We start from the raw sequence: 25,764 nt of genomic DNA, 5'->3' as shown, positions 1-25,764 counted from the left end.
AGACAATTTTTCCTAGGAGCAAAAAATTGTCAAGTCATTCGATTCTGCGTAAAGCCGTCCTGACCGCGCTGTATGGCGCCGGTGCCCTGTCCGCCCTGCCTGTAGCAGCACAAACCCAATCCTCTTCCAGCGACATGACCGTGGTGAACGTGGTTGGCTCGCGCCGCGCCACCAGTTCCCTTACCGATACCGTAGCACCGGTCGATGTCATTTCCCTGAGCAAGGCCTCCGAACAAGGCGCTCAGTTCGACCTGGCCCAAACCCTGACCTTCATTTCGCCTTCGTTCAATTCGACGCGCCAGAGCGGCGCCGACGGCGCCGACCTGGTGGACTCCGCCGCACTGCGCGGCCTGAGCTCGGACCAGACCCTGGTGCTGGTGAACGGCAAGCGCCGCCACACCTCCTCGCTGGTCAACATCTTCGGCGCGCGCAACCGCGGCGCAACCGGTACCGACATGAACGCCATCCCGGTGATGGCGATCAAGGACGTGCAAGTGCTGCGCGACGGCGCCGCCGCGCAATATGGTTCCGACGCGATTGCCGGCGTGATGGACATCGGCCTGAAAAAGAACGTGGGCTGCGAATCGGCAGTCGGCTACGGCCAGTATGGCGCGGGCGACGGCAAGAACTGGCTGGCCTCGGCCTACTGCGGCTTCGCGGTCGCCGGCGGCACTGTCGGCATCACCGGCGAATTCCTGGACCGCGGCCGCTCCAACCGCGCCGAAGAAGGCAACCCGCGCATCATCGGCGACTCCAAGACCAGGAACAAGACGCTGTACGTCAACGGCGAAATCCCGGCCGGTCCGGGCCGCGTCTACTTCACCGGCGGCGTGCAGCAGCGCGACGCATCGAGCGGCGCCTTTGCCCGCAATGCCGACACCGACGTCCCGGCCAAGAACTCGCTCGCCATGTACCCGAACGGCTTCGTCCCGTTCATCAATGGCGACATGGACGACCGTTACGCGATCTTCGGCTACCGCCAGAAGGTCGGCGAATGGAATGCCGACCTGTCGCAGACCTACGGCTACAACCGCCTGAAATACGACATCAGCAACACGCTGAATGCGTCGATCGCCAACCTTGACCTGCTGAACGGCGGCAAGGGCGTGAGCGCCGACCACTTCGACGCGGGCGGTTTCTCGTTCCAGCAGTCGACCACCAACTTCGACATGAACCGCTACTTCGAAGGCGTGGCGGGCGATGGCCTGAACGTGGCGTTCGGTGCCGAGTACCGCGCCGAGAAATACAAGATCTTCGCCGGCGAGCCGGGCTCCTACATCGACGCCGACGGCGCCGGCGGCGGCAATGCCGGCAGCCAGGGCTTCCCCGGCTTCCAGCCGGCCGACGCCACCAGCGCCAAGCGCCACAGCAGCGCCGCCTACCTCGACCTGGAAGCGGACCTCAACAAGAACACCAAGCTGCAGGGCGCGCTGCGCTGGGAGAGATACAGCGACTTCGGCTCCACCGTAACCGGCAAGATCGCCGGCAGCTACCGCGTGGCCGATCCGGTGCTGCTGCGCGCCTCCGCCTCGACCGGCTTCCGCGCGCCGTCGCTGCAGCAGGCCTACTTCTCCTCGACCTACACCGACTTCGTAGCCGGTGTCGCCACCAATATCTCGATCAGCCCCGCCGTGGGCCCGGTCGGCAAGATCGCCGGCCTCGATCCGCTGAAGGAAGAGAAGTCGCGCAGCTACACGCTGGGCGCAACCTGGACCCCGAACGACGCGCTGTCGGTGACCGCCGACCTGTACCACATCAAGATCAAGGACCGCATCGTGCTGTCCGGCCAGTTCAACGAGGACAACTACCCGGCCCTGGCCGCCAAGCTGGCAACGCTGGGGGTGGGCGCCGCCCAGTTCTTCGTCAACTCGGTCGACACCAAGACCCAGGGCCTGGACCTGACCGCCTCGCACAAGGCGACCCTGTTCGGCAACAAGCTGACCACCTTCCTGGCCATGAACTTCAGCAAGACCGAGGTGACCGACATCCACACCCCGGCCGCCCTGCAAGGCTTCGAAGACGTGCTGCTGTCCGAGCGTGAACGCCTGTTCCTGGAACAGGGCGGCCCGCGCCGCAAAGCCACGCTGGGCTTCGACTACGCGACCGGCGCGCTGGAGACCAACTTCAAGATCATCCACTTCGGCCCGCAAACCCTGGGCACCTGGAGCGGCACCGCAGCAGGCGTGCCGAACCAGAAATATGAAGCGAAGACCTCGGCCGACCTGGGCTTCACCTACGCCTTCAACAAGACCACCAAGCTGAGTTTCGGCGCCGCCAACATCTTCGACGTGCACCCGACGCCGCAAGACCCGCTGGAAACCGACAACGGCTTCAAGTACGAGAGCGTGCAATTCGGCCTCAACGGCGTAGCCTACTTCGCACGCCTGCACATGAAGTTCTAAGCGCCGCCACGGCCCAGCCCGTGTCCCACCATGGGGTCACACCCGAAATGAGACACGGGCTCTGCTGCAAGACGGCCGAGCCCGTGTCTCAAAACCGGTGTGACCCCATGGCGGGACACGGGCTCTTGCGTATGGCTTGATATAGCGCAAAGTCTCGTCCGGTCAATTGATGCAATGTGGAATCACAACCCACTCGGAGGAGGTCATATGGCTGCAATGACGATTCACCTGGCTGGCGACGTTATTTCCGCAATCGCCAAATGGGCGCCGGTAGAGCAAATGTCGGCGGAAGAATTCATCCTCAGCGCCGTTTCCGAAAAGTGCGCCAAAGCCAACGCACTGGAGGAAGTGGAATGCTTCTGGCGCGACCTCGCGCTTCCTTTACCCCTTCGAAATTAGCGCCAGCTCGGCGCCCATGTTCGCAATCGCCGCGGCAGTGTAGTTTTCGGTGAAGAACGGGTCAGCGAACAGCGTGCCCGCTTCAGCCTTGCCGCGCAAATGCGCCAGGACCTGGGCGCGCTGGCTGTTGTAGCGCCCTTCCGGCACATGGGCGTATTCGGCACGGATGCCGCGCGCATAGGCCTGGTACACCTCGGCCTCCTGGCCAAGGATGGCCAGGTCCACCGACAGCATGCTGTCCTTCAGCGGGTGCACGATGGCCCCGCCCTGGAAGTGGTCGGTGGCGCGGATCAGGGTCGCCACCTCGTCGGCGCGCACTGCATCCGGCTCCAGCCCGCTGCCCAGCCACATCCGGGCGCTGGCTTCCTCATTCGATACCTCGCCGGCGCCATGGGCATACACGGCATCGTGGAACCAGAAGGCGGCTTTGACCAGGGCCACGTCGGCCGGCGCAGCGCCGGTATTGGCGGCCCAGGCGCGGATCTCGGCCAACCCGTGCACCAGGTGGTCGAGGTTGTGGTAATGGCGCCCGGCGCCGCCGTATGCCACCTCGCCGGTCACGCGCTCGAACCAGTCGGCCGCATGCGGGCGTTCGCGCCAAAGGCTGTCCCACTCCTTGCGCAGCCAGGCCAGGATCCACGCCTTGTACGCCGGCGCGGGAACAAATTTCTTCATGGTCCAGTTCCAGCCTACCGGGCCTTCCAGCGCCTTGACGAAGCTGGAGCTCACCGAACCCAGGTCGCGCGGCGGCATCACGAACAGCGTCTTGGCGCCGCCGATCACTTCCACATTGGTTTGCTGGATCAGGTTTTCGTAATCGAAATCGGCGGTGCTGCGGATGCCGCGGATCAGGTAATCGACGCCGTTGCGCTTGGCCACGCGCGCCGTGTATTCGCTCTTGACGATCTGCACGCTGACATTGCCCCAACCGCGCTCGGCGCAACTGGCCAGCACGATGGCCTTGCGCTCCTCGGCCGAGAATTTAGGCGCCTTGGTGGAGTTCTCGGACAGGAAGACCACCACTTCCTCCGCGAGGGAACGCGCTTCGCCTATCACCCACATATGGCCGTTGGTGATGGGATCCAGCGTCCCCGAGAAACCGATCTTCCGCATGCCCTGCTCCGATTGTCAAAAACGACATTCTAGCGCGGGGCAAACTCCACCGTCACTTTCAGGCCTCCCAGGCGTTCCGAGGCGTCCAGCGCCAGCCTGGCGCCGTGCCGTTCGGCGATGGCCCGGATAATGGCCAGGCCAAGGCCGCTGCCCTGGGCTTCACTGCCCGGCACGCGGTAGAAGCGGTTGAACACGCGCTGGCGTTCTTCCGGCTCGATGCCCGGGCCGCTGTCTTCCACCACCAGCCGCGGCCCGGCGCCGCCCGCCGCGCCGGCGCCAAGCACCGACACGTCGACCGTGCCGCCGGCCGGCGTGTACTTGACCGCGTTGTCCACCAGGTTGCGCAGCAGGATTACCAGGGCGTCGCCCTGGCCCTGCACTGTCGCCTCGTCGGCCTGTTCCAATCCCAGGTCGATACTGCGCCCCTGCGCGGCGCCGGCCATGTCGCCCACCGCGCGCTTGGCGAGATCGGTCAGGCTGACCGGTTCCATCTTGGTATCGGCCGCTTCGGTACGCGCCAGCACCAGCAACTGTTCGACCAGGCGCGAAGCCCGTTCCACGCCTGCCGACAGGCGGCCAATCGCCACGTCGCGCGCTTCGCTGCAATCGGCGCGGGCCAGGCTGAGGATTTGCAGCTTGAGCGCCGCCAGCGGCGTGCGCAGCTCGTGCGCCGCATCGGCCACGAAGTTCTGCTGCGCTTCGAACGCCGTCTGCACGCGCGAGAACAGCAGGTTCAATTCCTGCACCAGCGGCCGCACCTCGTCCGGCAGGTCGGCATCCGACACCTCGGACAGATCGTCGGCCTTGCGCGAAGCCAGCTGCCGCTGCACGCGCGCCACCGGTGCCAGCGAGCCGGAAACAACCCACCACACCACGATCATCAGCACCGGCGCCATCAGCGCGATCGGGCCGACCGTACGCAGCGCCAGCGTGCCCGCCATTCGCTTGCGCACGGCCAGGTCCTGGGCGATCTGGATGGTCTGGGTCGCAGTCTGCGCCGAAAATACGCGGTAAGTCGTGCCATTGGCGCGCACGTTGGAGAAGCCCAGCACCGCACGCTGCGGCAGCTCCGCGCGCGACAGCGAGCGGAAGACCTGGATGCCGTCCGGCGTCCACACCTGCACCACCATCTCGTCGTTGCCGGGGTCATTCGGGTCGCGGTTGCCGGTGGCCGCCATCGGCGCATTCGAGCGCAGCGACATGGCCATCTGCTGCATGTGGTAGTCGAAGATCTGGTCGGCGTCGCTCAGCGCCGAACTGTAGGCGATCATGGCCTGCGCCACGGCGGCCATGGTGATCGCCGCCAGCAGGAACCATAGCAGGCGCCCACGCAGCGAGTGCGTGACGTTGACCTTCGGGACCGCCATCATCATGCCTTCGGCACCATGTAGCCGAGGCCGCGCACGTTCTGGATAAGCTCGGAGCCGAGCTTCTTGCGCAAGCCGTGGATATACACTTCAACCGCATTGGAATTGACTTCATCCTTCCAGCTGTACAGCTTTTCTTCCAGCTGGGCGCGCGACAGCACGATGCCCGGGCGCGCGATCAGCGCTTCCAGCACCGCCCATTCGCGGGCCGACAGGCTGACCGGCTGGCCGTTGGCGATCACTTCGCGCGTCTGCGGGTTGATCGACACGCCCTTGTGCTCGAACACCGGTTCGGCGCGGCCGGCGGCGCGGCGCAGCAAGGCGCGGATGCGGGCCAGCAGCTCGTCCAGGTCGTAGGGCTTGAGCACATAGTCGTCGGCGCCGGCATCCAGGCCGGCGATGCGCTGCTCCACCGCGTCGCGCGCGGTGGCCACCAGCACCGGCGTCAGCTCCTTGCGCGTGCGCATCGAGCGCAAGACTTCCAGGCCGTCCTTCTTCGGCAGGCCCAGGTCCAGCAGCACCAGGTCGTAGGTCTGGGTTTGCAGGGCCGTGTCGGCCATCGCGCCATCCTTGACCCAGTCGACGGCGTAGTGCTCTGCCCTCAGCAGGTCGAGCACTACCTCGCCGATCATCGTGTCATCTTCTACCAGCAGGAGGCGCATTTCTTACTACCTTTCTTGTTATGTTAGCCGAGGCGCACCGGGATAAAGATGCGGTCCTCGCCGCGCTGGATCAACAGCGCTACGGATTTGGTCGATTTTGCCACGAGGTCGCGCACATCGTTCACGGAAGTGACAGCCCGGCCGTTCACCGACAGCAGCACGTCGCCCGGCTGCACGCCGGCGCTGGCGGCGGCGCCGCCGGCATCCTCGATCAGCAGGCCCGATGCCAGGCCGGATTCACGGCGCTCCAGCGGGTCGAGCTGGCGCAGCGACAAGCCAAGGCGCAGCTTGGCGGCAGCTTCATCGTTCTGCACCGCCGCCACATTGCGCTCGGAGGCGTTACCCAGCTTGCCTTCCAGCGTCAGGGTCTTACCCTGGCGCCAGACCTCAAGCGCTACTTTATCACCCGGCATGGCCAGTCCCACCATTGCCGGCAAATCGCCCGAGGCAACGATCTTCTGGCCGTTCATCTTGCGGATCACATCGCCCGCCTTCAGGCCAAGCTTGTCGGCCGGGCCGCCGCGTTCCACGTTCGACACCAGCGCGCCTTCCGGCGACTCCAGGTCGAAGGAGTCGGCGAAGCCCTGGTTCACTTCCTGCACCATCACGCCCAGGCGCGCATGCACCACCTTGCCGGTCTTGACCACCTGGTCGCGCACGCGGGTCGCCACGTCGATCGGGATCGAAAACGACAGGCCCTGGTAGCCGCCGCTCTGGCTGTAGATCTGCGAGTTGATGCCGATCACTTCACCCTTGGTGTTGAACAGCGGGCCGCCCGAGTTGCCGGGGTTGATCGCCACGTCGGTCTGGATGAAGGGCACGTTGGAATCGTCTGGCAGGGAACGGCCCTTGGCGCTCACCACCCCAGCGGTCACCGTGTTTTCCAAGCCGAACGGCGAGCCGATGGCCAGCACCCACTCGCCCACCTTCACGTCGCTGGAACGGCCCAGCGGCACCACGGGCAGGTTCTTGGCCTCGATCTTCAGCACGGCCACGTCGGTTTTCGGGTCGGAGCCCAGCACCTTGGCGCGGAATTCGCGGCGGTCGGTCAGCTTGACCGTCACCTCGCTGGCGTCGCGTACCACGTGGGCATTGGTCAGGATGATGCCGTCGGCGCTGACGATGAAGCCGGAGCCAACGCCGTGGGTCGGGCTGGGCGCGCCGCCGCGGCCGCGCTGGCCAGGGGCCTGGAAGCGGCGGAAGAATTCGTAGAACGGGTCGTTCTCGGCATCATCGTCCGCGCGGAATTGCGCCTTGGTGGTACCGGTGGTGCTGATGTTCACCACAGCCGGGCCGTTGCTCGTTGCGATCACGCTGAAGTCAGGCAGGGAGATCATCGGCGCGGGCACCGGCGCCGGCGCGCCCTGGGCGGCATTGGCCGGGGCGCTGGCGGTAAGCACGGGATGCGGCGATGCGAAGGCCTGGCTCTGCTGGACAGCGATGGCTGCACCGGCACCGATAACACCGGCGGTGGCCAGGGCGAGGAACATGGTGGTGGCGTTGCGCATGATTAAACTCCTGAAGAAGATTGCTTTCTCAACGGCTCTAATATGCGGCATCAAACTTAGACGCGTCTTAATGCAAAAAAGGCCGGAAATCCGGCCTTTTCATGGGGCTGCGCGCAATCAGGCGGCAGCTTGCTGCTCCAGGGCAGTGTGGTTGACCACGCCGTCAATGGCAATCTTGCGGGCCTTCAGCGCCTCCGGCACTTCGCGCACCAGTTCGATGCTGAGGATGCCGTTGTCGAAGGAAGCGCCGGTCACCTTGACGTGGTTGGCAAGCTGGAAACGCTGCTCGAAGTCGCGGAAGGCGATGCCACGGTGCAGGAAGGTCTTTTCCTGGCTGTCTTTCTGCTTGCGCCCAATCACCACCAGGGAGTCGCGCTCGGAAGTAATGTCGATTTCGCTGCGGTCAAAACCGGCCAGCGCCATCACGATACGGTACTGGTCTTCGGAAACCAGTTCAATGTTGTACGGAGGGTAGCTAGGCTGGTCGCTGCGATTCGAATCATTCAGCATCTGGGCCAGGCGATCAAAACCGATGGCGGAACGATACAGTGGGGTCAGGTCAAAAGTACGCATTTTCATATCCTTTCAATTTAAGCGATATAAGGTCAGGCGGTCCCCGGCTGGGCAACCGCTGAATCCGATATAGGTGCCGCAAAAAGGATTTCAAGGGTTTTTTTTCACGTTACGTTCCGAAACATTTTGCCTCCCCCTGCGTGCTAAACTCGCCCGTCGCACTTTCCACGTTGAAATAAATGAAACTGTTCACCAACACTGCCCTCGCCCTGCTGCTGGGCACCGCCTTCAGCGCCCACGCCGGCCAGGCCATCCCTGCCCCGGCCGACCAGCCTTACCCAGGCACCATCGTGATGAAGGTCGATGCCTCGAATACCGCGCAGAATATCTACCGCATCCAGCAGACCATCCCTGCCAGGCCGGGCAAGATGACGCTACTGTTCCCGCAGTGGGTGACGGCCCAGCACGGCCCGACCGGCGCGCTGAACCAGTTCGCCGGCTTCAAGGTATCGGTCAATGGCAAAAGCCTGCCATGGCGCCGCGACAACGTGAACGTGTACGCCTTCCACGTTGAGGTACCGGCCGGCGCCAAGTCGATCGAGGTGGAGTATCAGCACCTGGCCCCGACCGAAGCAGCGCAAGGCCGTACTTCGATCACGCCTGACATGCTGGGCATCCAGTGGCAATCGCTGACCATGTATCCGGCGGGCTACGCGACCCGCCGCATCCCGATCCAGGCCACGCTGACGCTGCCGGCCGGCTGGCAGTACGGCTCCGCGCTGGAAGAAGCGGAACGCAAAGGCGACGTGGTGACCTTCAAGGCCACCGACGTGGAAACCTTTGTCGACTCGCCGCTGTTCGCCGGCCGCCACTTCAAACGCTTCGACCTCGACCCGGGCGCCAAGGTGCCGGTGCACCTGAACGTGGTGGCCGACACCGCGGAAGCACTGGAAGCCAAGCCGGAGCACATCGAACTGCACCGCAACCTGGTCAAGCAAACCTACAAAGTGTTCGGCTCCCAGCACTACAAGCACTACGACTTCCTGTTCGCGCTGAGCGATGAATTCGGCCGCGTCGGCCGCGAGCACCACCAGTCCAGCGAGAACGCGCTGAAGACCGACTACTTCACCGAGTGGAACAAGACCGAGTCCGAACGCGGCCTGCTGCCGCACGAATTCACCCACTCCTGGAACGGCAAGTTCCGCCGCCCGAAAGGCCAGGACGTGCTGAACTTCAACCAGCCGCTGCAAAACGACCTGCTGTGGGTGTATGAAGGCCAGACCACCTACTACGGCGAAGTACTGGCTGCGCGCTCCGGCCTGATGAAGGCCGCCAGCATCAAGGACATCATGGCGTCCACCGCCGCGCGCTACAGCATCCAGAAGGGCCGTGAATGGCGCTCGGTGCAGGACACCACCTACGACCCGATCATCAACGCCCGCCGCGCCATCCCGTGGTCGAACTACCAGCGCAGCGAGGACTACTACACCGAAGGCATGCTGATCTGGCTGGACGTGGACACCAAGATCCGCGAACTGTCAGGCGACAAGCGCTCGCTGGACGATTTCTCGGCCAAATTCTTCGGCGTGGAAGACGGCCGCGTGCAGGCACTGCACTACACCTTCGAAGACGTGGTCAAGGTACTCAACAGCGTGCAGCCGCACGACTGGTCCGGCTTCCTGCGCACCCGCATTGAAGACCTGGGCCCGGTGCCGATGGACGGCATCAGCCGCGCCGGCTACAAACTGGTCTTCGCCGAAAAGCAGACCGACTTCCTGAAGGCAGCCGAAGAGCGCAGCAAGTCCGCCGACTTCACCTACTCGCTCGGCTTCAACGTTGGCAGCGAAGGCAAGATCGAAAGCATCCAGTGGGACGGCGTCGGCTTCAAGGCTGGCCTGTCCGGCAACACCACCCTGCTGGCAGTGAATGGCCGTGGCTACAAGGCCGAACTGCTGCGCAAGGCGATCACCGAAGCGAAGACCAGCAGGAAGCCGATCGAACTGCTGTTGAAGCACGGCCAGCAGTTCCGCACCGTCGCGCTGGAGTACTACGAAGGCTTGAAGTATCCGCGCCTGGAACGCATCGAAGGCACGCCTGACCGACTGGAAGCCATCCTGTCGCCGCGACAGTAGATCACTTCCGAACGGGCGCACTGCGGTGCGCCCGTTTTCTTTTGGCCGCGCTAGAGTGGTGGCCATCATGTTCACCGTCTACACCTGGACCACACCCAATGGGCGCAAGCCGCTGATCCTGCTGGAAGAACTTGATCTTCCGTATGAAGTGGCGCCGGTCAACCTGCGCGAGCATGAGCAGTTCGCCCCCGAATTCCTCGCCATCGCGCCCAACAACAAGATTCCCGCGCTAAAGGACGACTCGCTGACGCTGTTCGAAAGCGGCGCAATCCTGACTTACCTCGCTGAAAAATACGAACGTTTTCTCCCACGGCAAGGGCCGGAACGCTACCGCACCTTGCAATGGCTGTACTGGCAGGTCGGCGGCCTGGGCCCGATGCTGGGCCAACTGGGCTTTTTCTCAAAATCGGACCTGGCGCTGCCGAAAGAGCATTTCACCGCCGAGGCGGAGCGCTTGCTGAATGTGCTCGACCGCGCCCTGGCCGGCAACAGCTACGTCGCCGGGGACCACTACACGATCGCCGACATCGCCTGCTATCCATGGACGCAGGCTGCCGCCTCCCACCTGGAACTGAACCTGTCGGGCAAGCCTGCGGTACAGCGCTGGCTCGAGCAGGTCGGCGAGCGCCCTGCCGTCCAGAAGGCGATGGCCTGGACGCCTGCTTAGTCCTTGAGGTAGCGCGCGCTCCACGCAGCGATCATGTTTGCTACATAGCTTGCATCGTCCCGGCTGGTGAGCAGGTGATCCGCCGTATCGAGAGAGATGAAGCTCTTCGGGTGCTTGGCCGCCGTGAAGATTTCCAGCGCATTATTGATGCCGACCGTCGTGTCGCCCGGCGCGTGCATGATGAGCAAAGCCTTGCGCATATTGGCGATCTTGTTGCGCAAGCTGTTTTCCGCCACGTCTTCCAGGAATTGGCGCTTGATGCGGAACGGCCGCCCGGCCAGTTGCACCATGGCTTCGCCCTGGGCCGTGATCGCATCGATCTGGTCGCCGAACAAATGGGTAACGTGTACCGGATCGCTCGGCGCGGCAATGGTGACCACGGCCTGCGCTTCCGGCACGGTAGCGGCAAAGGCCAGCGTTGCCGCTCCGCCGAGGCTATGCCCGATCAGGATACGCGGCGCCTGGAACTCGCGCCGCAGGAAGTCGGCAGCGGCGTGCAAGTCGGCCACATTGGATGAGAAATTGGTGTTGGCAAAATCGCCCTCGCTGGCACCCAGTCCGGTGAAGTCGAAGCGCAGCACGGCAATACCGTGCTCTGTCAGCGCCTGCGCGATGCGGCTGGCGGCAAAAACGTCCTTGCCGCAGGTGAAACAGTGCGCAAACAGGGCGTAGGCTCGGACGCCGGTCTCCGGAGAGTCCAGCCGTGCTGCCAGCAGTTGCCCGTCTGCGCCAGGGAATTCGAGTCGTTGTGCGTACATACGTGCCCCCTTTCGCAAACAATGATACTTCAGGCGAACAAACCATGCAGGTACCAGCGCGTTTCCTCGGTGCCGGGCGTGCGTTCGCGGTAGACCCAGTAATAGGCATTGTCCTCGCCTTCGGCGATGAAATAGTCGCGGCTTTGCGTTTCGCTCCACCAGCCGGCTTCGATACGCTCGGGGGTAGACACCATGCGCAGCGGTGAGCAATAGAACGGGCGGTGGTCGCGCATTAAAAGCGGGATGGGCTTGGGCAGCAGGAAGGCGGGACGCGGCAAGGGACGCGGCGGCATCTGGGCCGCGACGTCGGCCGGGCGCACCTTCTCGTGCAGCGGCACCCAGCGGTTGGCGTGTTCAGGCCGATAGTCGGCCTTGGGATAGGGCTGCAGCACGTTCTCGGCACCGAGGCGCGCCACCAGCACTTCGAACAGGCGCTGGCGATCCTGCGGGCTGCCGCCTGGATCGGGGAAGAGCGAGTCGCTGAGCGGCGCCATCGGCTCGACCTGGGCCGCTTCCAGCACCAGCCCGATTACCGGCGCCGGCAATTCCACTTTTGCCAGGCGCTCCTTCAGCAAGCGCACGATATGCTCGTCGCGCCAGGTGGGTTCGGCCAGCATGACTTCCACAGGTGTCGGTGGGCACGCTTCGCGGCCGCGCTCATGTTCCAGCAGCAGGTGGATGCGCGAAACGGAAAACTGGCGTGCACACAGCCAGCCAGTCAGCTGTTGCAGCAAACGGCAGGCGCCGGCCAGCAGCAGGTCGGTATTTTCGATGCGGCCGAACAGTTCCAGCTTGGCCCTGAAGCTGGGCGGCGCTTCCAGCCATTCGTGCATTTCGGGCGCCAGGCCTTGCGCGGCATCGAGCATCTCCAGCACTTCGAGACCGCAGCGGCGCTGCAGGCCGGGTCGCGGCAGGCGCACCAGGTCGCCAATATTGAGGCAGCCGATGCCGTCCAGCCAGCGCTGGTGGCGCTGCAGTGGCGGCAGCAAGCCGACCGGCAGGCGGTGCAGCCGGCGCAGCAGGCTATCCAGCTTGAGCGCGCGGCCGCCGCCGGCGCGCGCCAGCAGCCAGGCACCGCGCGCAGTGGGCGCTACGCCCAGCACGCCGCTGAAGCCGAGTTTTTGCAGGCTGTCCCGCACCAGGCGGCACAGGCGGCGGATGCCGCCAAACAGGCGCAGGCTGGCGCCCACGTCCAGCAGCAGGGTGGCGCCCTCGCCTTCCGCCACTTGCGGCGTGTATTGCAGCATGGCCATGGCGACTGCGTGCAGGGCTTCCCTTTCCTGCTGCGGGGCGCGTTCGTGCATCTGCGCTTCGGGCGCCAGCATCAGGGCACCGCTGCGGCGCATGCCCGGACGCACGCCCATCACATGGGCGCGGTACGACACCGCGAGTACGCCCTCCTGCTCCAGCACGACGCTGCACAGGTCATCCGACCAGTTCGGACAGAACACTTCGAGCGGTAGCCGGGGCAGGTAAAGGCCGATCCACAGACGCATGGCGTTGCAACAGGGTTGGGGTTAATGGGAGGAACAGCGGCGTGTCGCGCTGCGGTCCCCGGCGTTTGACGAATTCGATATTGATGCCGCCGGGCGCCGGCCGCAGCGCCAGCCGCAGCGGCGCCGGCGAGGAATCCTGGGCGGCAGCAATCGGCCGCAGCAGGAAGAACAGCGTTTCGCCGCATTGGGCGGCCAGGTGCAGGCGGCGCAGCGATTCGTTGCGGATGTGCTGCTGCCATAACAACACCGCGCCGCAACTGCCGCTGCGCAGGATCTGCTCGGCCGCCCACAAGCCGTCGGCGGCCTTGCCGGTGTTGCGGATCCACAGCAGTTGCTGTGGAGGCAAGTCGAGGCCGAGCGCTTGCGGGGCGTATGGGGGCTGCAGCAAGGCCGCCGGGCGTTTCAGGCTGGCCAGGGTGGCTTTCAATAAACGCAATTCACCGATACCGGGTTGCTGGAGTAGTAACTCCGTCAGGACACCCGTGGGCCATCCGCCTCCCGGCAGTTGGTGGGAAAGCACTGGAATGCCGGTATCCACACAGGACGTGGCTCCCCTGGTGAGTTGGGAGGCCAGCCAGAGGGCCGGGTGCAGGGGTTGTGGGTCAAAAAGCGCCATGGCGGAAAATACTGTACATACATACAGTATAATCCTACAAACGCGCGGAGAAAACCTGTTTCAGCGTCTGGGCATCCAGCACTGCCTCGCCCCACTGGGCAAGCTGCTCCGGGGACGCTCTGGCAAGCCTTTTTTGCACCGTTGGCGACAACACGCCAAAGCGGCGATAGAGTAAGCGCTCAAGGACTTTCGCGGCCCCCGCTTGCAGCCCTTCTTGCAGCCCTTTTTGCAGCCCTTCTTGCCGCCCTTCTGCGAGACCAATTCGAATACCCCGCTTCTCGCGCTTTTCCAGCCGGAGCTGATCAAATTCGCTAAGCCATTCCACGCTGTACCTCCTTTCAAGCCGCCCGATGTTACGCCTTAGCCGTCGCTCCAACTCGACGGACAATGGCATCAGCCAGTGAACCACCGTGAATAAATCGATGATACGCCGCTTGTGCCATCCCCGTTCGTACAGCAGCCTGACGAGCCGCCACTTTGCAGCGTAACGCGCCTCCTGCCTGGCATGTGTCTGGCGCGCCAACAGGTGGGCAGCCGTCACCCAGGCAAACACATTCCGTTCAAGCAAAAGTTCATCAACGAGTTCAGCGTAGGCCGACAATTTTGCTACTGCAAACCTGATACCCATTTGCGTGCCAAGCACCTCATTGTGAAACGAATCCTGGCGCCAACGCTTACCTGTATCAGCCAGCACGACCAGGCTCGCGACAGGCAGCATGTAATCCTTGTACAGGCCATAGTTATAATCGAGAATGCGCTTGGCCAAGTTGGGGTCACGCTGCGCCTGCACTTCAATATGCAGCAGTATCTCGCGACCATCGAGGAGGAACACGCTAGCCAACAAATCCGCGATCAGGGAATGCGGTCGCCCATCGCGGCGCGATTGCTCCAACTCCTTGTCGCGCATGCAGGGATGCAGCAGCCAGTCGATCAGCTCACAATATTGCGGGAAGAAGAACGCGATGAAATCGCGCAAATCATGTTTGAGCGCCCTCTTCCAGGGGGAATCATAGTTATCGGCCATGAAGCCAGCCTAGCGGCCCAGACGATGTGCAGGTAGCGGTTTCCGCAAGAGTCTGGCAAGTAAGGGCTCGCCTGATAGAATCGGCAATATTGCCAACTAAAAACCAACTGCCATGCAACTGATCGGCGCCATCCTGTTTGCCCTCGCCTTAGTCCATACCTTTAGTGCCAAAGCGTTCGAGCGCATGTCGCACAAGTCCGCGCGCCACGGCGGCTTGCTGCATTTGCTGGGCGAGGTGGAGGTGGTGTTTGGTTTCTGGGCCATGGTGCTGCTGGTGGTGATGGCCTTCGTGGCCGGGCCGCAGAATGCGATTGCTTACGCGGAAACGCAGCAATACACCGAGCCGCTGTTTGTCTTCGTGGTGATGGTGGTAGCGGCCTCGCGGCCGGTGCTGGACTTCGTGCAGCGCATGATCAATGTGCTGTCCGGCGGCCGCCCGCTGCTGCAGGCGTGGCTGGGACTCGCGCTGGTGCCGCTGGTCGGCTCCCTGATCACCGAACCCGCAGCCATGACGCTGGCCGCCCTGATCCTGGCACCGCAAATCTTCCGCGATGGCGTGCCTGAATGGCAGAAGTACGCCGCGCTCGGCGTCCTGTTCGTCAACGTGTCGATCGGCGGTACGCTGACCGCTTATGCCGCGCCGCCCGTGCTGATGGTCGCCGCGACGTGGCAATGGGATAGCGCCTTCATGGCCGCCAACTTCGGCTGGAAAGCCACGCTGGCGGTGCTGGTCAATGCCAGCGCCGTGACCTGGCTGCTGCGCGAGCAACTGCGCAGTGGCATCAAAAGCGATGCACCGGCACTCACCACGCGCACGCCGGCGCCTATGCTGACCAGCATTATCCACCTGAGCTTCCTGGCGGCCGTGGTCTTGCTGGCGCACCACCCGGTGCTGTTCCTCGGCCTGTTCCTGTTCTTCATCGGTTTCACCACTGCCTATCCGCAGCACCAGTCGCCGCTGATTTTGAAGGAAGCCCTGTTGGTCGGCTTCTTCCTGGCGGGCCTGGTAGTGCTGGGCAGCATGCAGCAATGGTGGCTGCAACCAATTGTCGAAAGCCTGCAGCCACTGGCGCTCTTCTTCGGCGCACTGGGCTTGACTGCCATCACCGACAACGCCGCCCTCACCTATCTCGGTTCGCTGATCGACGGCATCTCGCCGCACGCGCAGTACATGCTGGTAGCAGGCGCCGTTGCCGGCGGCGGCCTGACTGTGATCGCCAACGCGCCAAATCCTGCCGGCGTTGCTCTGCTGCGAAAAGGGTTCCGCGATGAATCAATCAGCGCACTGGGCCTGCTCGCAGGAGCCCTTGCGCCGACTGCAGTTGCTGCCATTGCATTCTTCTTGTAGGACTACGCCGCGCTAGCGTAGCGCGCGCCTTGAGCACGCGCCTTGGGCTATTCTGGACTCACCCGTTCACACTAATGAGGAGAGGCAGAATGAGCTATCTTGACCGCGACAAATTCGGCATCTATCGCGACCGTGACGAAAACGATGGTCCAGGTCCACGCCTGATGGGCGCTGACACGCTGATGGGTGAAGACGTCTACAACCGCCAGGAGGAAGACCTCGGCGACATCAAGGAAATCATGCTCGACATGCAGACCGGCCAGATCGCTTATGCGGTGCTGTCCTTCGGCGGCGTGCTGGGCATGGGCGACAAGCTGTTTGCCGTGCCATGGCAGGCATTGCAGCTTGACACGGTGAACAAGCGCTTTGTGCTTGACTGCACCAAGGAAAAACTGGAGAACGCGCCGGGCTTCGACAAGGACCGCTGGCCGGACATGGCAAGCCCCGAATTCGGCACGCAGATCCATAATTTCTACGGCACCACCGGCACCGGCATGCGCACCTCGACCGGCAGCGTCATGGGCGCCGGCACCGGCACCATGCAAAGCGACTCGACCAGCGGCGGCAGCTATAGCGGCGGTTCGACCGGCAGCGAAAGCGGCAGCAAAGGCAATTATTGATTGGCAGGATTTGACTGTTTTCTGACAGTCCCGGGCCTGACCAGGCGCAGATAATCGGCTGCTGATCCACCAGCCGGTTATCTGCCATGCGTCTACTGCTTTCCCTCCTCCTGTTCCTGCTTTCCTGTGCCCACGCTGGCGAATTGCCAGCCTACCAGCCACGCCCCGGCCACGAACGTCCCGTGATCGCCGTTCTCGGCGACAGCGTTTCGACCGAAATCACCGACTTCATGCTGCCCTATGGCGTGCTGCAACGTGCGGATATTGCGCAAGTGCTGGCTGTCGCCACGGAGGGGGCGTCCATCACCATGAATACCGGCCTGCGCGTACAGCCCGACCTGGACACCACCGCCTTCGACCAGCGCTATCCCGACGGTGCCGACTACGTGATCGTGCCGGCCATGCGCCGCGCGCAATTGGCGCCCATGCTGGCCTGGCTGCAAGCCCAGGCGGCCAAGGGCGCCACCGTCGCCAGTATCTGCGATGGCGCTCTGGTTGTCGCCAACAGCGGCTTGCTGAAGGGCCGGCGCGGCACGGCACATTGGGCCACCCACGCTTACCGCCTCGAAAAGTATCCCGACACCGAATGGCTGCGGAACGTGCGCTACGTGGCGGACGGCAAGGTGATTTCCAGCGCCGGCATCAGCGCCGCGCTGCCGCTTTCACTGGCCCTGGTTGAAGCCATAGCCGGCCGCGAAAAGGCCGCTGCCGTCGCCGCAGGCCTGGGTGTTGAGGACTGGAGCAGCCGCCATGACAGCGCCGTCTATGCGCCGAAGTTCGGCCATAACCTGAACGTCTGGCTTACGCATTACACCGACCGATGGCTGCACGGGGTGACCGAGGTCGGCTTGCCACTGGCAGAAGGTTTCGATGAAATCGCCCTGGCGTATGCCAGCGACGCCTACACCCGCACCCATCGCAGCCGCGTGCTGGCAGTGGCTTCCAGCGCAGCGGCGCTGGCCAGCCGTCATGGCCTCAGGGTTCTGCCTGACCGCGTAAGCGGCAGCGCAAACCTGCCCGCCGCGATGCTGCCCACCCTCGACAGCTCGCTGGACCGGGTGCTGGCCGGCATCGCCGGCGCCTTCGGTGCGCGCACCGCCCACCGCATCGCGCTGGAGCTGGAGTACCCCGGTTATCCGGTGAGGTAAACTGCGGGCATGCCGCCCACTCGCCCGCTTCGCATCGTACTGATCGCGTATGAAGACATGAACCTGCTGGACCTGAGCGGTCCACTGCAGGCCTTCGCCAGCGCCTCCCGCCGACATTCCGCCGGCGGGTCGCCGCTGTATGAACTGGTCGTTGCCTCTGCCGAGGGAGGACTGGTGGCCAGCAGCGCGGGCCTGGCCTGCATGACCGTTCCAATCGGCTCGCTCGAAGGCAGCAAAATCGACACCTTGCTGGTGGCAGGCGGCTGTGCCGGCGACATCTACATCACGCCGCCGGTACTGGTGAACTGGATACGCCAGCGCGCGCCGTCGGTGCGACGCCTGGCCTCGGTGTGCACCGGCGCCTTCATGCTGGCCGCTACAGGCCTCCTGGACGGTCGCCGTGTTGCGACGCACTGGGAATGGGTGGAGCGCCTGCGCAAGCTGCATCCGCAGGTGCACGTGGACCAGGACAAGATCTATATACGCGACGGCGAGGTATGGTCATCGGCGGGCGTCAGCGCAGGTATCGACCTCGCACTGGCCCTGATCAACGACGATTATGGCCACCGCGTCGCCATCGAAACCGCACGGCAGATGGTGGTATTCATGAAGCGCGCCGGCGGCCAGTCGCAATTCAGCGCGCCGCTGGCGGCGCAGGCGCGCGACAACGGGAAATTTTCCGACCTTCACGCCTGGATCGCCATGAACCTGCAATCCGACCTGCGCGTGGAGCGCCTGGCGGAGCAGGCAAAAATGAGTCCTCGCACCTTTGCCCGCAGCTACGCCAGCGAAGTCGGATGTACACCTGCGCGCGCCGTGGAAACGATGCGCGTCGAAGCTGCACGGCGTGCATTGGAAGAGACCACGCTGCCGCTTAAGGCTATTGCCGGCAACACCGGGCATGGCACGGAACAGAACCTGCGCCGCACTTTCCAGCGCCTGCTGGGCGTCAGCCCCGGAGAGTATCGCCAGCGCTTCTCAGGACGCTAGTCCGCTCAGCAGCCAGCCTCGTTCGGCGCGAGGTAGTCAAAACTGCCGGCCATCCCCACTATCTCGCCGGGAGCTGCCAGCGACGAGAGGTAGAGCGTCAGTTTCGTTGCGACAGCGCCGGTCGCGATGATGAAATCAGGCTTGCCGTCACGATCCAGGTCGCCTGCCCAGCGCACATACGCCGAAGGCTCCAGCGTGCTGCCTTCGCCCCACATGATGTCGAATTCGAATTCGCCAATCCGCTGCTTTTTGCCGCCCGCCTGCAGCTCCAGCCAGAATTCCGGCGCGATCCCGGCCTCCGCCGCAGCCTTCGACGGCCGTTCCTGGCGCGGCACGAACAGGAATTTTTCGCCGCCAGGCAGGGTCAGCTCACCACCCATGATATGTCCGCCCCCATGCCGTATCCCCTTTTTCGGCTTGCACTCCCGGCCGGGAATCCAAGATGCCACCGGACCCGCCTTCAGCTGCAGCTTGTCCAGCGGTGCGCGGAAAGGCTTGAAGACGGCGATGACTCCGTCGGCTGACAAGCGCGGCGAGAACTGCAGCAGCTGCCCCTGCATCGGGGTGTCATCATACCGATCATGGTCTTTTGAGGTGACGCTCAAGCTCAATGGAAGCAGTTCGCAAGCGTCGTTGCAGCGTAACGCCCACCATCCGGAACCCGTGCGATACTCGCGCCCGGCCAGGTGCAGCCAGACGGCATCGCCGCCAGTGGCATCGTAGCCGGCATGGGCCGGCAGGATGATCATGGCGCCGCTGGACTTACTGTCGTAAGCGTCGTTATAAGGCCGGTCGTCGGCAACTGCGCCAAACGCGGCGATGCCGAGCAAAGAGATGGCAAAACAGCGTTTCCAGTTCAACATCAAACGAAATCCTCTCATTAGCGCTGCATCGATTCCCACACCTTGGTCAGGCGCTTGACCGAGACCGGCATCGGGGTCCGCAGCTCTTGCGCGAACAGCGACACGCGCAGTTCTTCCAGCAACCAGCGGTATTCGACCAGTTTCGGGTCGGTGTTCTTGCCGGCCGACTTGTCCCGCATCAGGCGCTGGTACGGCGCTGCGGCCTGGTTCCATTCGGACATGCTCTTGGTGTCGCGCGCGGCGTCGGCACGCAGCTTCTCCAGACGCACGTTCATCGCCTTCAGGTAGCGCGGGAAATGCGACAGCTGCGAAAACTCGTTCTCGATCAGGAAGCGCTTGTGCACCAAGCCTTGCAGTTGCTGCTGCATGTCCTGCGCCACCTGCTGGTTGATGCCTTGCAGGCGCTTGGGCAGACCGTGGTACTCGGTCAGCACTTGCGAGACCAGGCGCGCGATCTCGTTCACCAGCAGCACAATGCGCGACTTGCCTTCGTCCTTGCGTTTGTTGAAACTCGTTTCGTCGGTCGGCAGTGGGTCCTGCAGGCAGGCGATGTCGATGGCCTTGGCGACGATCTGGTCGCGCAATTCTTCCTGCGTACCCATGGACATGAACTGCATGCCCATCTGCTGCAGGTTCGGAATCGATTTCTCGACGAACTTGATCTGGTCGCGCATCTGCAGCATGAACAGGCGGCGCAGGCCGATGCGGTGGGTGCGGGCGGCGAGGTTCGGGTCGTCGAACACTTCCAGGTCGCAATGCGTGCCTTTGTCCACCAGGGCCGGGAAGCCGATCAGGCTAAGCTTGCCTTGCGTGATTTCCAGCAGCTCGGGCAGCTCACCAAAGCTCCACGTCGTGATGTTGCTGTGCTGCGCAGCAGCGCTGGCGCCGGCTGCGGCCTGGGCGGCGGACGGCAAACTTGCCGGCGCACGGGACGGGCTAGCGCTGCGCGCAGCATCGGCTGCAATGCCACCATGCTTTGGCTTGGCGCTGCCGCCGCTGCCGATGCCGCCGCCAGCAAGTTGTGCGAGCTGCGCGGCGGAGGCAGGTGCGTTGCCGCCTTCCGCCATGCGCTGGAAGCTCTGGCGCGCCTGCAGGCCGTATTCCGCCTGCAGTGTGGCCAGGTTGCGGCCCATATCAAGCTGGCGGCCATGTTCGTCCACCACCTTGAAGTTCATGAAGTGGTGCGCCGGCAATTGCTCCGGCTTGAAGTCCGAAGTCAGCACGCTGATCGTGATCTGCTTGCGGATGTCCGCAATAATCGCGTCGATCAAATCGCCGCGTGCAAACTCGGCGCGCTCGCAGAACCTGGCGGCGTAATCCGGCAGCGGCACCATGTGGCGGCGCTGCTTTTGCGGCAAGGTCTTAAGCAGCAGGTGCACCTTCTCCTTCAGCATGCCCGGCACCAGCCACTCGCAGCGTTCGCGCGCGAGCTGGTTCAGCGCGTACAGCGGCACGGTGAGAGTAACCCCATCGCGCGGCGTCCCCGGTTCGAAGTGGTAGGAGAGCTGCATCTCCAGGCCAGCGGCCATCATCTTTTTCGGGAACAGCTCGGTCGTGATGCCGGCCGCTTCGTGGCGCATCAAGTCGTCGCGAATCAGGAACAGCAGCTTCGGATCGTCGGCCGAGGCGTCCTTGTACCATTTTTCGAAACCGGCGCCGTTCACCACGTCGGCCGGAATCTCCTTATCATAGAAGGCCTCGATCAACTGGTCGTCCACCAGGACGTCCTGCCGCCGCGATTTGTGCTCGAGGTTCTCGATCTCGCGCACCAGCTTGTGGTTGTGGGCGAAAAATGGCGCACGGGTGTCATAGTCGCCGCCAACCAGCGCGTCGCGGATGAATATTTCGCGCGCCTCAACCGGGTTCTTCAGGCCGTAGTTGATGCGGCGCTGGCTATAGACCACGAGCCCGTACAGCGTGGCACGTTCGGACGCGGTGACTTGCGCCGGACGCTTTTCCCAGCGCGGTTCGCCCCAGGATTTCTTCAGCAGGTGGCCGCCGATCTTCTCGATCCACTCCGGCTCGATGCGCGCCACGCAGCGCGCATACAGGCGCGTGGTTTCCACCAGCTCGGCGGAGACGATCCACTTGCCCGGTTTCTTCGACAGGTGCGAGCCTGGCCAGATATGGAACTTGATGCCGCGCGCGCCAAGGTAGGCGCCGCCCGGCTCGTCCTCTCCCTTGAAGCCGATATTACCCAGCAGGCCGGTAAGCAGCGCCATATGCAGCTGGTCGTAGGTGGCCGGCAATTCGTTGGTGCGCCAGCCCTGCTCTTTCACGATGGTGAGCAATTGCGAGTGCACGTCGCGCCACTCCCGCAGGCGCAGCTGGTTCAGGAAGGTGGCGCGGCAGGTGTCCATCAACTGGCGGTTGGACTTCTTGTGCTCGATGGCGCCCTCAAACCACTTCCAGATTTTCAGGTAGCTGAGGAATTCGGACTTCTCGTCGGCGAACTTCTTGTGCGCTTCGTCGGCAGCCTGCTGGTGTTCGACGGGGCGGTCGCGCGGGTCCTGCACCGACAAGGCGGCCGCCACGATCAGCACTTCGGTCAGGCAGGCGAATTCCTGCGCAGCCAGGATCATGCGGCCCACGCGCGGATCGAGCGGCAGCTTGGCCAGCTTGCGTCCCAATGGCGTCAACTGGTTGTCGTCGTCCACCGCACCCAGCTCCTGCAACAGCTGGTAGCCGTCGGCGATCGCACGGCCCGGCGGCGGCTCGATGAAGGGGAAGCTCTCCACGTCCGTCAGGTGCAGGGACTTCATGCGCAGGATGACGGAAGCCAGCGAAGAACGCAGGATTTCCGGATCGGTGAACTTAGGACGCTGCAGGAAATCCTGCTCGTCGTACAGTCGGATACAAACGCCGTCGGCTACACGCCCGCAACGGCCGGCGCGCTGGTTGGCGGCCGATTGCGCCACCGCTTCGATCTGAAGTTGCTCGACCTTGTTGCGATAGCTGTAGCGCTTGACGCGCGCCAGGCCGGCGTCCACCACGTAGCGGATGCCCGGCACGGTCAGCGAAGTCTCCGCCACGTTGGTGGCCAGCACGATGCGGCGCGCGTTGGTGGTGCGGAACACGCGGTCCTGCTCTTCGACCGACAGGCGGGCGAACAGCGGCAGGATTTCCACGTGCGGCGGATGATGCTTGCGCAGCGCTTCGGCGGCGTCGCGGATTTCGCGCTCGCCGGGCAGGAACACCAGCACGTCGCCACTGCCGATGCGGCAGACTTCATCGACGCCGTCGACGATGGCTTCCATCAGGTCGCGTTTGTCGCGGGCGGCGGCGGTGCGGGCGCCCTTGGCGTCAGCGCCCTGCTGGGCGCCGGGCAGCGTGACCTGGTCGCGTTCCACCGGACGGTAGCGCACTTCAACCGCATACAGGCGGCCGGAGACCTCGATCACCGGCACCGGCGGCTTGCCTTCCTGCGTGAAGTGGCGCGCAAAGCGTTCAGCGTCGATGGTTGCGGAGGTGATGATCACCTTCAGCTCCGGGCGGCGCGGCAGGATCTGCCTCAGGTAGCCAAGCAGGAAATCGATGTTCAGGCTGCGTTCGTGGGCTTCATCGATGATGATCGTGTCGTAAGCCTTCAGCAGCGGGTCGGTCTGGGTTTCGGCCAGCAGGATACCGTCGGTCATCAGCTTGACCGAGGCGCCCTTGCTCAGGGTGTCGTTGAAGCGCACCTTGTAGCCGACATGTTCGCCCAGCGGTGAGCCCAGTTCGGCGGCGATGCGTTTCGCGGTCGACGAAGCGGCGATCCGGCGCGGCTGGGTGTGGCCGATCAGGCCTTTCTGGCCGCGTCCCAGTTCCAGGCAGATTTTCGGCAACTGGGTGGTTTTACCGGAGCCGGTTTCACCGGAGACGATCACCACCTGGTGCTTGCTCAGGGCTTCGGCGATTTCCGCGCGGCGGCCCGAGACCGGCAGCTCCTCAGGGAAGGTGATCGGCGGCAGCGGGTTGCGGAAAGCGCGTGCAGCCTCGCGCTCGGCGCGCTGCTCCGGCGTTTCCCGTTCGCGGCGCTGCCCGCCTTGCGCACGCTGGCCGGATGGTTGCTGGGGAGGATTCTTCTTGCTTGCTTCAGACATCGTTTTTTACATAGTTTGGGCGCGAAAACCGCGCAGCGCATTATAATGCGCGGATAATGGAAAACCCTATCCAATTCGTCTCCTGGCTGCGCTCCGTAGCGCCTTACGTCCACGCTTTCCGCGGCAAGACCTTCGTGGTCGCTTTCCCTGGTGAACTGGTTGCCGCCGGTGCCCTTTCGGTGCTGGCCCACGACCTGTCCCTGCTGCACGCGCTGGACATCAACGTTACCGTGGTCTACGGCTCACGGCCCCAGGTCGCCGAGCAGCTCGCCCTGCGAAACGTGGAAGGCCGCTTCCACAACGGCGTGCGCATCACCGACACGGCGGCCATGGAATGCGCCAAGGAAGCCGCCGGCGAACTGCGCCTCGACATCGAGGCCGCCTTCAGCCAGGGCTTGCCGAACACGCCGATGTCGCATGCCGCGATCCGTATCATTTCCGGCAACTTCATCACCGCCCGCCCGCTCGGCGTAATTGACGGCGTCGACTTCGAACTGACCGGCCTGACCCGCAAGGTGGACGCGGAAACCATCCACTCCATCATGGGTTCGGACGGCGTGGTGCTGCTGTCGCCGCTGGGCTTCTCCCCGACCGGCGAGACCTTCAACCTGACGATGGAAGACGTGGCCTGCACCGCCGCCATCGCCCTGCACGCCGACAAACTGGTCTTCATCACCGAAACCGACATGATGACCGACGCCGGCGGCACCGAAATCCGCGAACTGTCCTCGCACCAGGCCGAAGCCGTGCTGCAAGCGGGCTTCCTGCCCGATGCCACCGCCTATTACCTGAAGCACTGCATCAAGGCTTGCAGCAATGGCGTCGAGCGTGCCCACATCGTACCGTTCGCGATGGACGGCTCGGCCCTGCTGGAACTGTTCACCCACGATGGCGTGGGCACCATGATCTCGCATGAGAACCTGGAATCGCTGCGCCCTGCCACCATCGAAGACGTGGGCGGCATCATCAAGCTGATCGAACCGCTGGAAGCCGACGGCACCCTGGTCAAGCGCGGCCGCGAACTGATCGAACGCGAAATCGAGATGTTCTCGGTCATCGAGCACGATGGCGTGATCTTCGGCTGCGCAGCGCTATACGTCTTCCCGGAAGAAAAAATGGCCGAAATGGCATGCCTTACCGTCAACCCCGACGTGCAAACCCAGGGCGACGGCGAGCGTATCCTGAAGCACATGGAAAACCGCGCCCGGGCGCAGGGCATCAGCAAGCTGTTCGTACTGACCACCCGCACCGCGCACTGGTTCATCAAGCGCGGCTTTGCCCCTGCCACGGTCGACGCGCTGCCGAAAGACCGCCAGCGCCTCTACAACTGGCAGCGCAAGTCGCAAGTCTTGATCAAGACCTTATAATCGATTTTTTTAGGAGCACCGAAGATGGCACGTACCGTCCACTGCATCAAACTGAACAAGGAAGCCGAAGGCCTGGATTTCCCGCCATACCCGGGCGAACTGGGCAAGCGCATTTATGAATCCGTTTCCAAGGAAGCCTGGGCCGCCTGGATCAAGCACCAGACCATGCTGGTCAACGAAAACCGCCTGAACCTGGCCGATGTGCGCGCACGCAAATACCTGGCCGCGCAGATGGAAAAGCACTTCTTCGGCGAAGGCGCCGACCAGGCAACCGGCTACGTACCCCCTAGCGCCTGAAAATAAATGGGGGACGTCCCCATTTATTTTCAGCGGCTCGCTACATCCCCATTCATAGGCGCGCACTGGCGCAGCTCACAGCGCGCCATGAACACTTTCCCATTGCTGCAAGTCATCCGGTAAATTTCCACCGGACCACGTTCAGTCACCAGCCCTGCACCGCGTCCGCCGCGGCATTCTTCCGCATTGGCCAGGCGCTCCACCGTTGTCGACGAAACACCTGGGCGGAACTCCACCTTCTCTACAGGCACGCCATCGATCATGGAGCGCTTGGCAACAGCCTCCGCCTCCAGCACAGCTTTACGCTTCACAGGCGCCTGGGCCACCTGTTTTTTAGTAGCGCAAGCACTCAGCACACCAGCAGCAAGCAACAGCAGGAAAAATCGTTTCAT

At 63.7% G+C, this 25,764-nt stretch carries 22 protein-coding genes; 10 read left to right on the top strand and 12 right to left on the bottom strand.

The window, feature by feature from the left end:
- Positions 1-26 precede the first annotated feature (26 nt).
- Positions 27-2,402 (top strand): TonB-dependent siderophore receptor, encoded by a 2,376-nt coding sequence (locus ASE26_RS01030; protein WP_057245450.1) that lies wholly within the window; start codon positions 27-29, stop codon positions 2,400-2,402.
- A gap of 207 nt (positions 2,403-2,609) precedes the next feature.
- Positions 2,610-2,801 carry a hypothetical protein gene (locus tag ASE26_RS01025; RefSeq protein WP_055930951.1) on the top strand — a complete coding sequence of 64 codons (192 nt, stop codon included), beginning with the start codon at positions 2,610-2,612 and terminating at the stop codon, positions 2,799-2,801.
- Here the strand turns inward: ASE26_RS01025 and coaD are convergent.
- From coaD to ASE26_RS01000, 5 genes are all read right to left on the bottom strand, one after another.
- Positions 2,784-3,914, bottom strand: coding sequence for a pantetheine-phosphate adenylyltransferase (gene coaD, locus ASE26_RS01020; RefSeq protein ID WP_055930948.1), 1,131 nt, complete (start codon positions 3,912-3,914; stop codon positions 2,784-2,786). The genes ASE26_RS01025 and coaD overlap by 18 nt on opposite strands.
- Positions 3,915-3,943: 29 nt before the next feature.
- On the bottom strand, positions 3,944-5,284 hold the full coding sequence (locus ASE26_RS01015; RefSeq protein ID WP_082507342.1) for an ATP-binding protein: 1,341 nt from the start codon (positions 5,282-5,284) through the stop codon (positions 3,944-3,946).
- On the bottom strand, positions 5,284-5,943 hold the full coding sequence (locus ASE26_RS01010) for a response regulator transcription factor (protein WP_055930945.1): 660 nt from the start codon (positions 5,941-5,943) through the stop codon (positions 5,284-5,286). The genes ASE26_RS01015 and ASE26_RS01010 overlap by 1 nt, the downstream gene beginning before the upstream one ends.
- Positions 5,944-5,966: 23 nt before the next feature.
- Positions 5,967-7,451, bottom strand: coding sequence for a DegQ family serine endoprotease (locus ASE26_RS01005; RefSeq protein ID WP_055930942.1), 1,485 nt, complete (start codon positions 7,449-7,451; stop codon positions 5,967-5,969).
- A gap of 117 nt (positions 7,452-7,568) precedes the next feature.
- The gene (locus tag ASE26_RS01000; RefSeq protein ID WP_057245556.1) at positions 7,569-8,024 is read right to left on the bottom strand and encodes an Hsp20 family protein; all 456 of its coding nucleotides are present in this window, start codon (positions 8,022-8,024) and stop codon (positions 7,569-7,571) included.
- A 179-nt stretch (positions 8,025-8,203) separates the two neighbouring features.
- Between ASE26_RS01000 and ASE26_RS00995 the strand changes: the two genes are divergently transcribed.
- On the top strand, positions 8,204-10,096 hold the full coding sequence (locus ASE26_RS00995; protein WP_057245449.1) for a M61 family metallopeptidase: 1,893 nt from the start codon (positions 8,204-8,206) through the stop codon (positions 10,094-10,096).
- Between the two features lie 67 nt (positions 10,097-10,163).
- Positions 10,164-10,763 carry a glutathione S-transferase family protein gene (locus tag ASE26_RS00990; protein ID WP_057245555.1) on the top strand — a complete coding sequence of 200 codons (600 nt, stop codon included), beginning with the start codon at positions 10,164-10,166 and terminating at the stop codon, positions 10,761-10,763.
- Here the strand turns inward: ASE26_RS00990 and ASE26_RS00985 are convergent.
- The 4 genes from ASE26_RS00985 to ASE26_RS00970 are packed head-to-tail and all read right to left on the bottom strand — an operon-like array spanning position 10,760 to position 14,657.
- Positions 10,760-11,521, bottom strand: a complete 762-nt coding sequence (locus ASE26_RS00985; RefSeq protein ID WP_055930938.1) for a S9 family peptidase — start codon at positions 11,519-11,521, stop codon at positions 10,760-10,762. The two genes, ASE26_RS00990 and ASE26_RS00985, sit on opposite strands and share 4 nt — an antisense overlap.
- Before the next feature lie 29 nt (positions 11,522-11,550).
- Positions 11,551-13,017, bottom strand: a complete 1,467-nt coding sequence (locus ASE26_RS00980; RefSeq protein ID WP_057245448.1) for a DNA polymerase Y family protein — start codon at positions 13,015-13,017, stop codon at positions 11,551-11,553.
- Complete coding sequence (imuA, locus tag ASE26_RS00975; RefSeq protein WP_055930934.1) at positions 12,947-13,633, bottom strand: translesion DNA synthesis-associated protein ImuA; 687 nt, start codon at positions 13,631-13,633, stop codon at positions 12,947-12,949. The genes ASE26_RS00980 and imuA overlap by 71 nt, the downstream gene beginning before the upstream one ends.
- Before the next feature lie 34 nt (positions 13,634-13,667).
- Positions 13,668-14,657, bottom strand: coding sequence for a DUF4351 domain-containing protein (locus ASE26_RS00970; protein WP_055930931.1), 990 nt, complete (start codon positions 14,655-14,657; stop codon positions 13,668-13,670).
- 112 nt (positions 14,658-14,769) lie between these two features.
- Here ASE26_RS00970 and ASE26_RS00965 point away from each other — a divergent pair, with 112 nt between their 5' ends.
- The 4 genes from ASE26_RS00965 (at position 14,770) to ASE26_RS00950 (ending at position 18,763) form a co-directional block, all read left to right on the top strand.
- Complete coding sequence (locus ASE26_RS00965) at positions 14,770-16,005, top strand: putative Na+/H+ antiporter (RefSeq protein ID WP_055930928.1); 1,236 nt, start codon at positions 14,770-14,772, stop codon at positions 16,003-16,005.
- 89 nt (positions 16,006-16,094) lie between these two features.
- Positions 16,095-16,625: a PRC-barrel domain-containing protein gene (locus tag ASE26_RS00960; protein WP_055930925.1), complete on the top strand. Its 531-nt coding sequence runs from the start codon at positions 16,095-16,097 to the stop codon at positions 16,623-16,625.
- A gap of 86 nt (positions 16,626-16,711) precedes the next feature.
- The gene (locus tag ASE26_RS00955) at positions 16,712-17,773 is read left to right on the top strand and encodes a DJ-1/PfpI family protein (RefSeq protein ID WP_055930923.1); all 1,062 of its coding nucleotides are present in this window, start codon (positions 16,712-16,714) and stop codon (positions 17,771-17,773) included.
- Between the two features lie 9 nt (positions 17,774-17,782).
- A complete protein-coding gene (locus ASE26_RS00950) occupies positions 17,783-18,763 on the top strand; it encodes a GlxA family transcriptional regulator (protein ID WP_055930920.1) in 981 nt (326 codons plus the stop codon).
- Between the two features lie 5 nt (positions 18,764-18,768).
- Here ASE26_RS00950 and ASE26_RS00945 read toward each other — a convergent pair whose 3' ends face one another.
- Both ASE26_RS00945 and hrpA read right to left on the bottom strand, forming a co-directional pair.
- Entirely contained in the window at positions 18,769-19,626 is an 858-nt protein-coding gene (locus ASE26_RS00945; RefSeq protein ID WP_055930918.1) for a hypothetical protein, read from the bottom strand.
- A gap of 17 nt (positions 19,627-19,643) precedes the next feature.
- Positions 19,644-23,708, bottom strand: a complete 4,065-nt coding sequence (gene hrpA, locus ASE26_RS00940) for an ATP-dependent RNA helicase HrpA (RefSeq protein ID WP_057245447.1) — start codon at positions 23,706-23,708, stop codon at positions 19,644-19,646.
- Between the two features lie 56 nt (positions 23,709-23,764).
- Between hrpA and argA the strand changes: the two genes are divergently transcribed.
- Positions 23,765-25,075 carry an amino-acid N-acetyltransferase gene (gene argA / locus ASE26_RS00935; RefSeq protein WP_055930912.1) on the top strand — a complete coding sequence of 437 codons (1,311 nt, stop codon included), beginning with the start codon at positions 23,765-23,767 and terminating at the stop codon, positions 25,073-25,075.
- 24 nt (positions 25,076-25,099) lie between these two features.
- Complete coding sequence (locus ASE26_RS00930; RefSeq protein WP_055930909.1) at positions 25,100-25,372, top strand: oxidative damage protection protein; 273 nt, start codon at positions 25,100-25,102, stop codon at positions 25,370-25,372.
- Positions 25,373-25,401: 29 nt separating this feature from the next.
- Here the strand turns inward: ASE26_RS00930 and ASE26_RS00925 are convergent, their stop codons facing one another.
- Entirely contained in the window at positions 25,402-25,764 is a 363-nt protein-coding gene (locus ASE26_RS00925) for a hypothetical protein (protein ID WP_055930907.1), read from the bottom strand.

The sequence above is a fragment of the Duganella sp. Root198D2 genome (assembly GCF_001428585.1).
Lineage (GTDB): Bacteria > Pseudomonadota > Gammaproteobacteria > Burkholderiales > Burkholderiaceae_D > Rugamonas.
The sequence above is the reverse complement of the archived record's forward strand: the minus strand, read 5'-3'. Positions and strand labels throughout refer to the sequence as shown.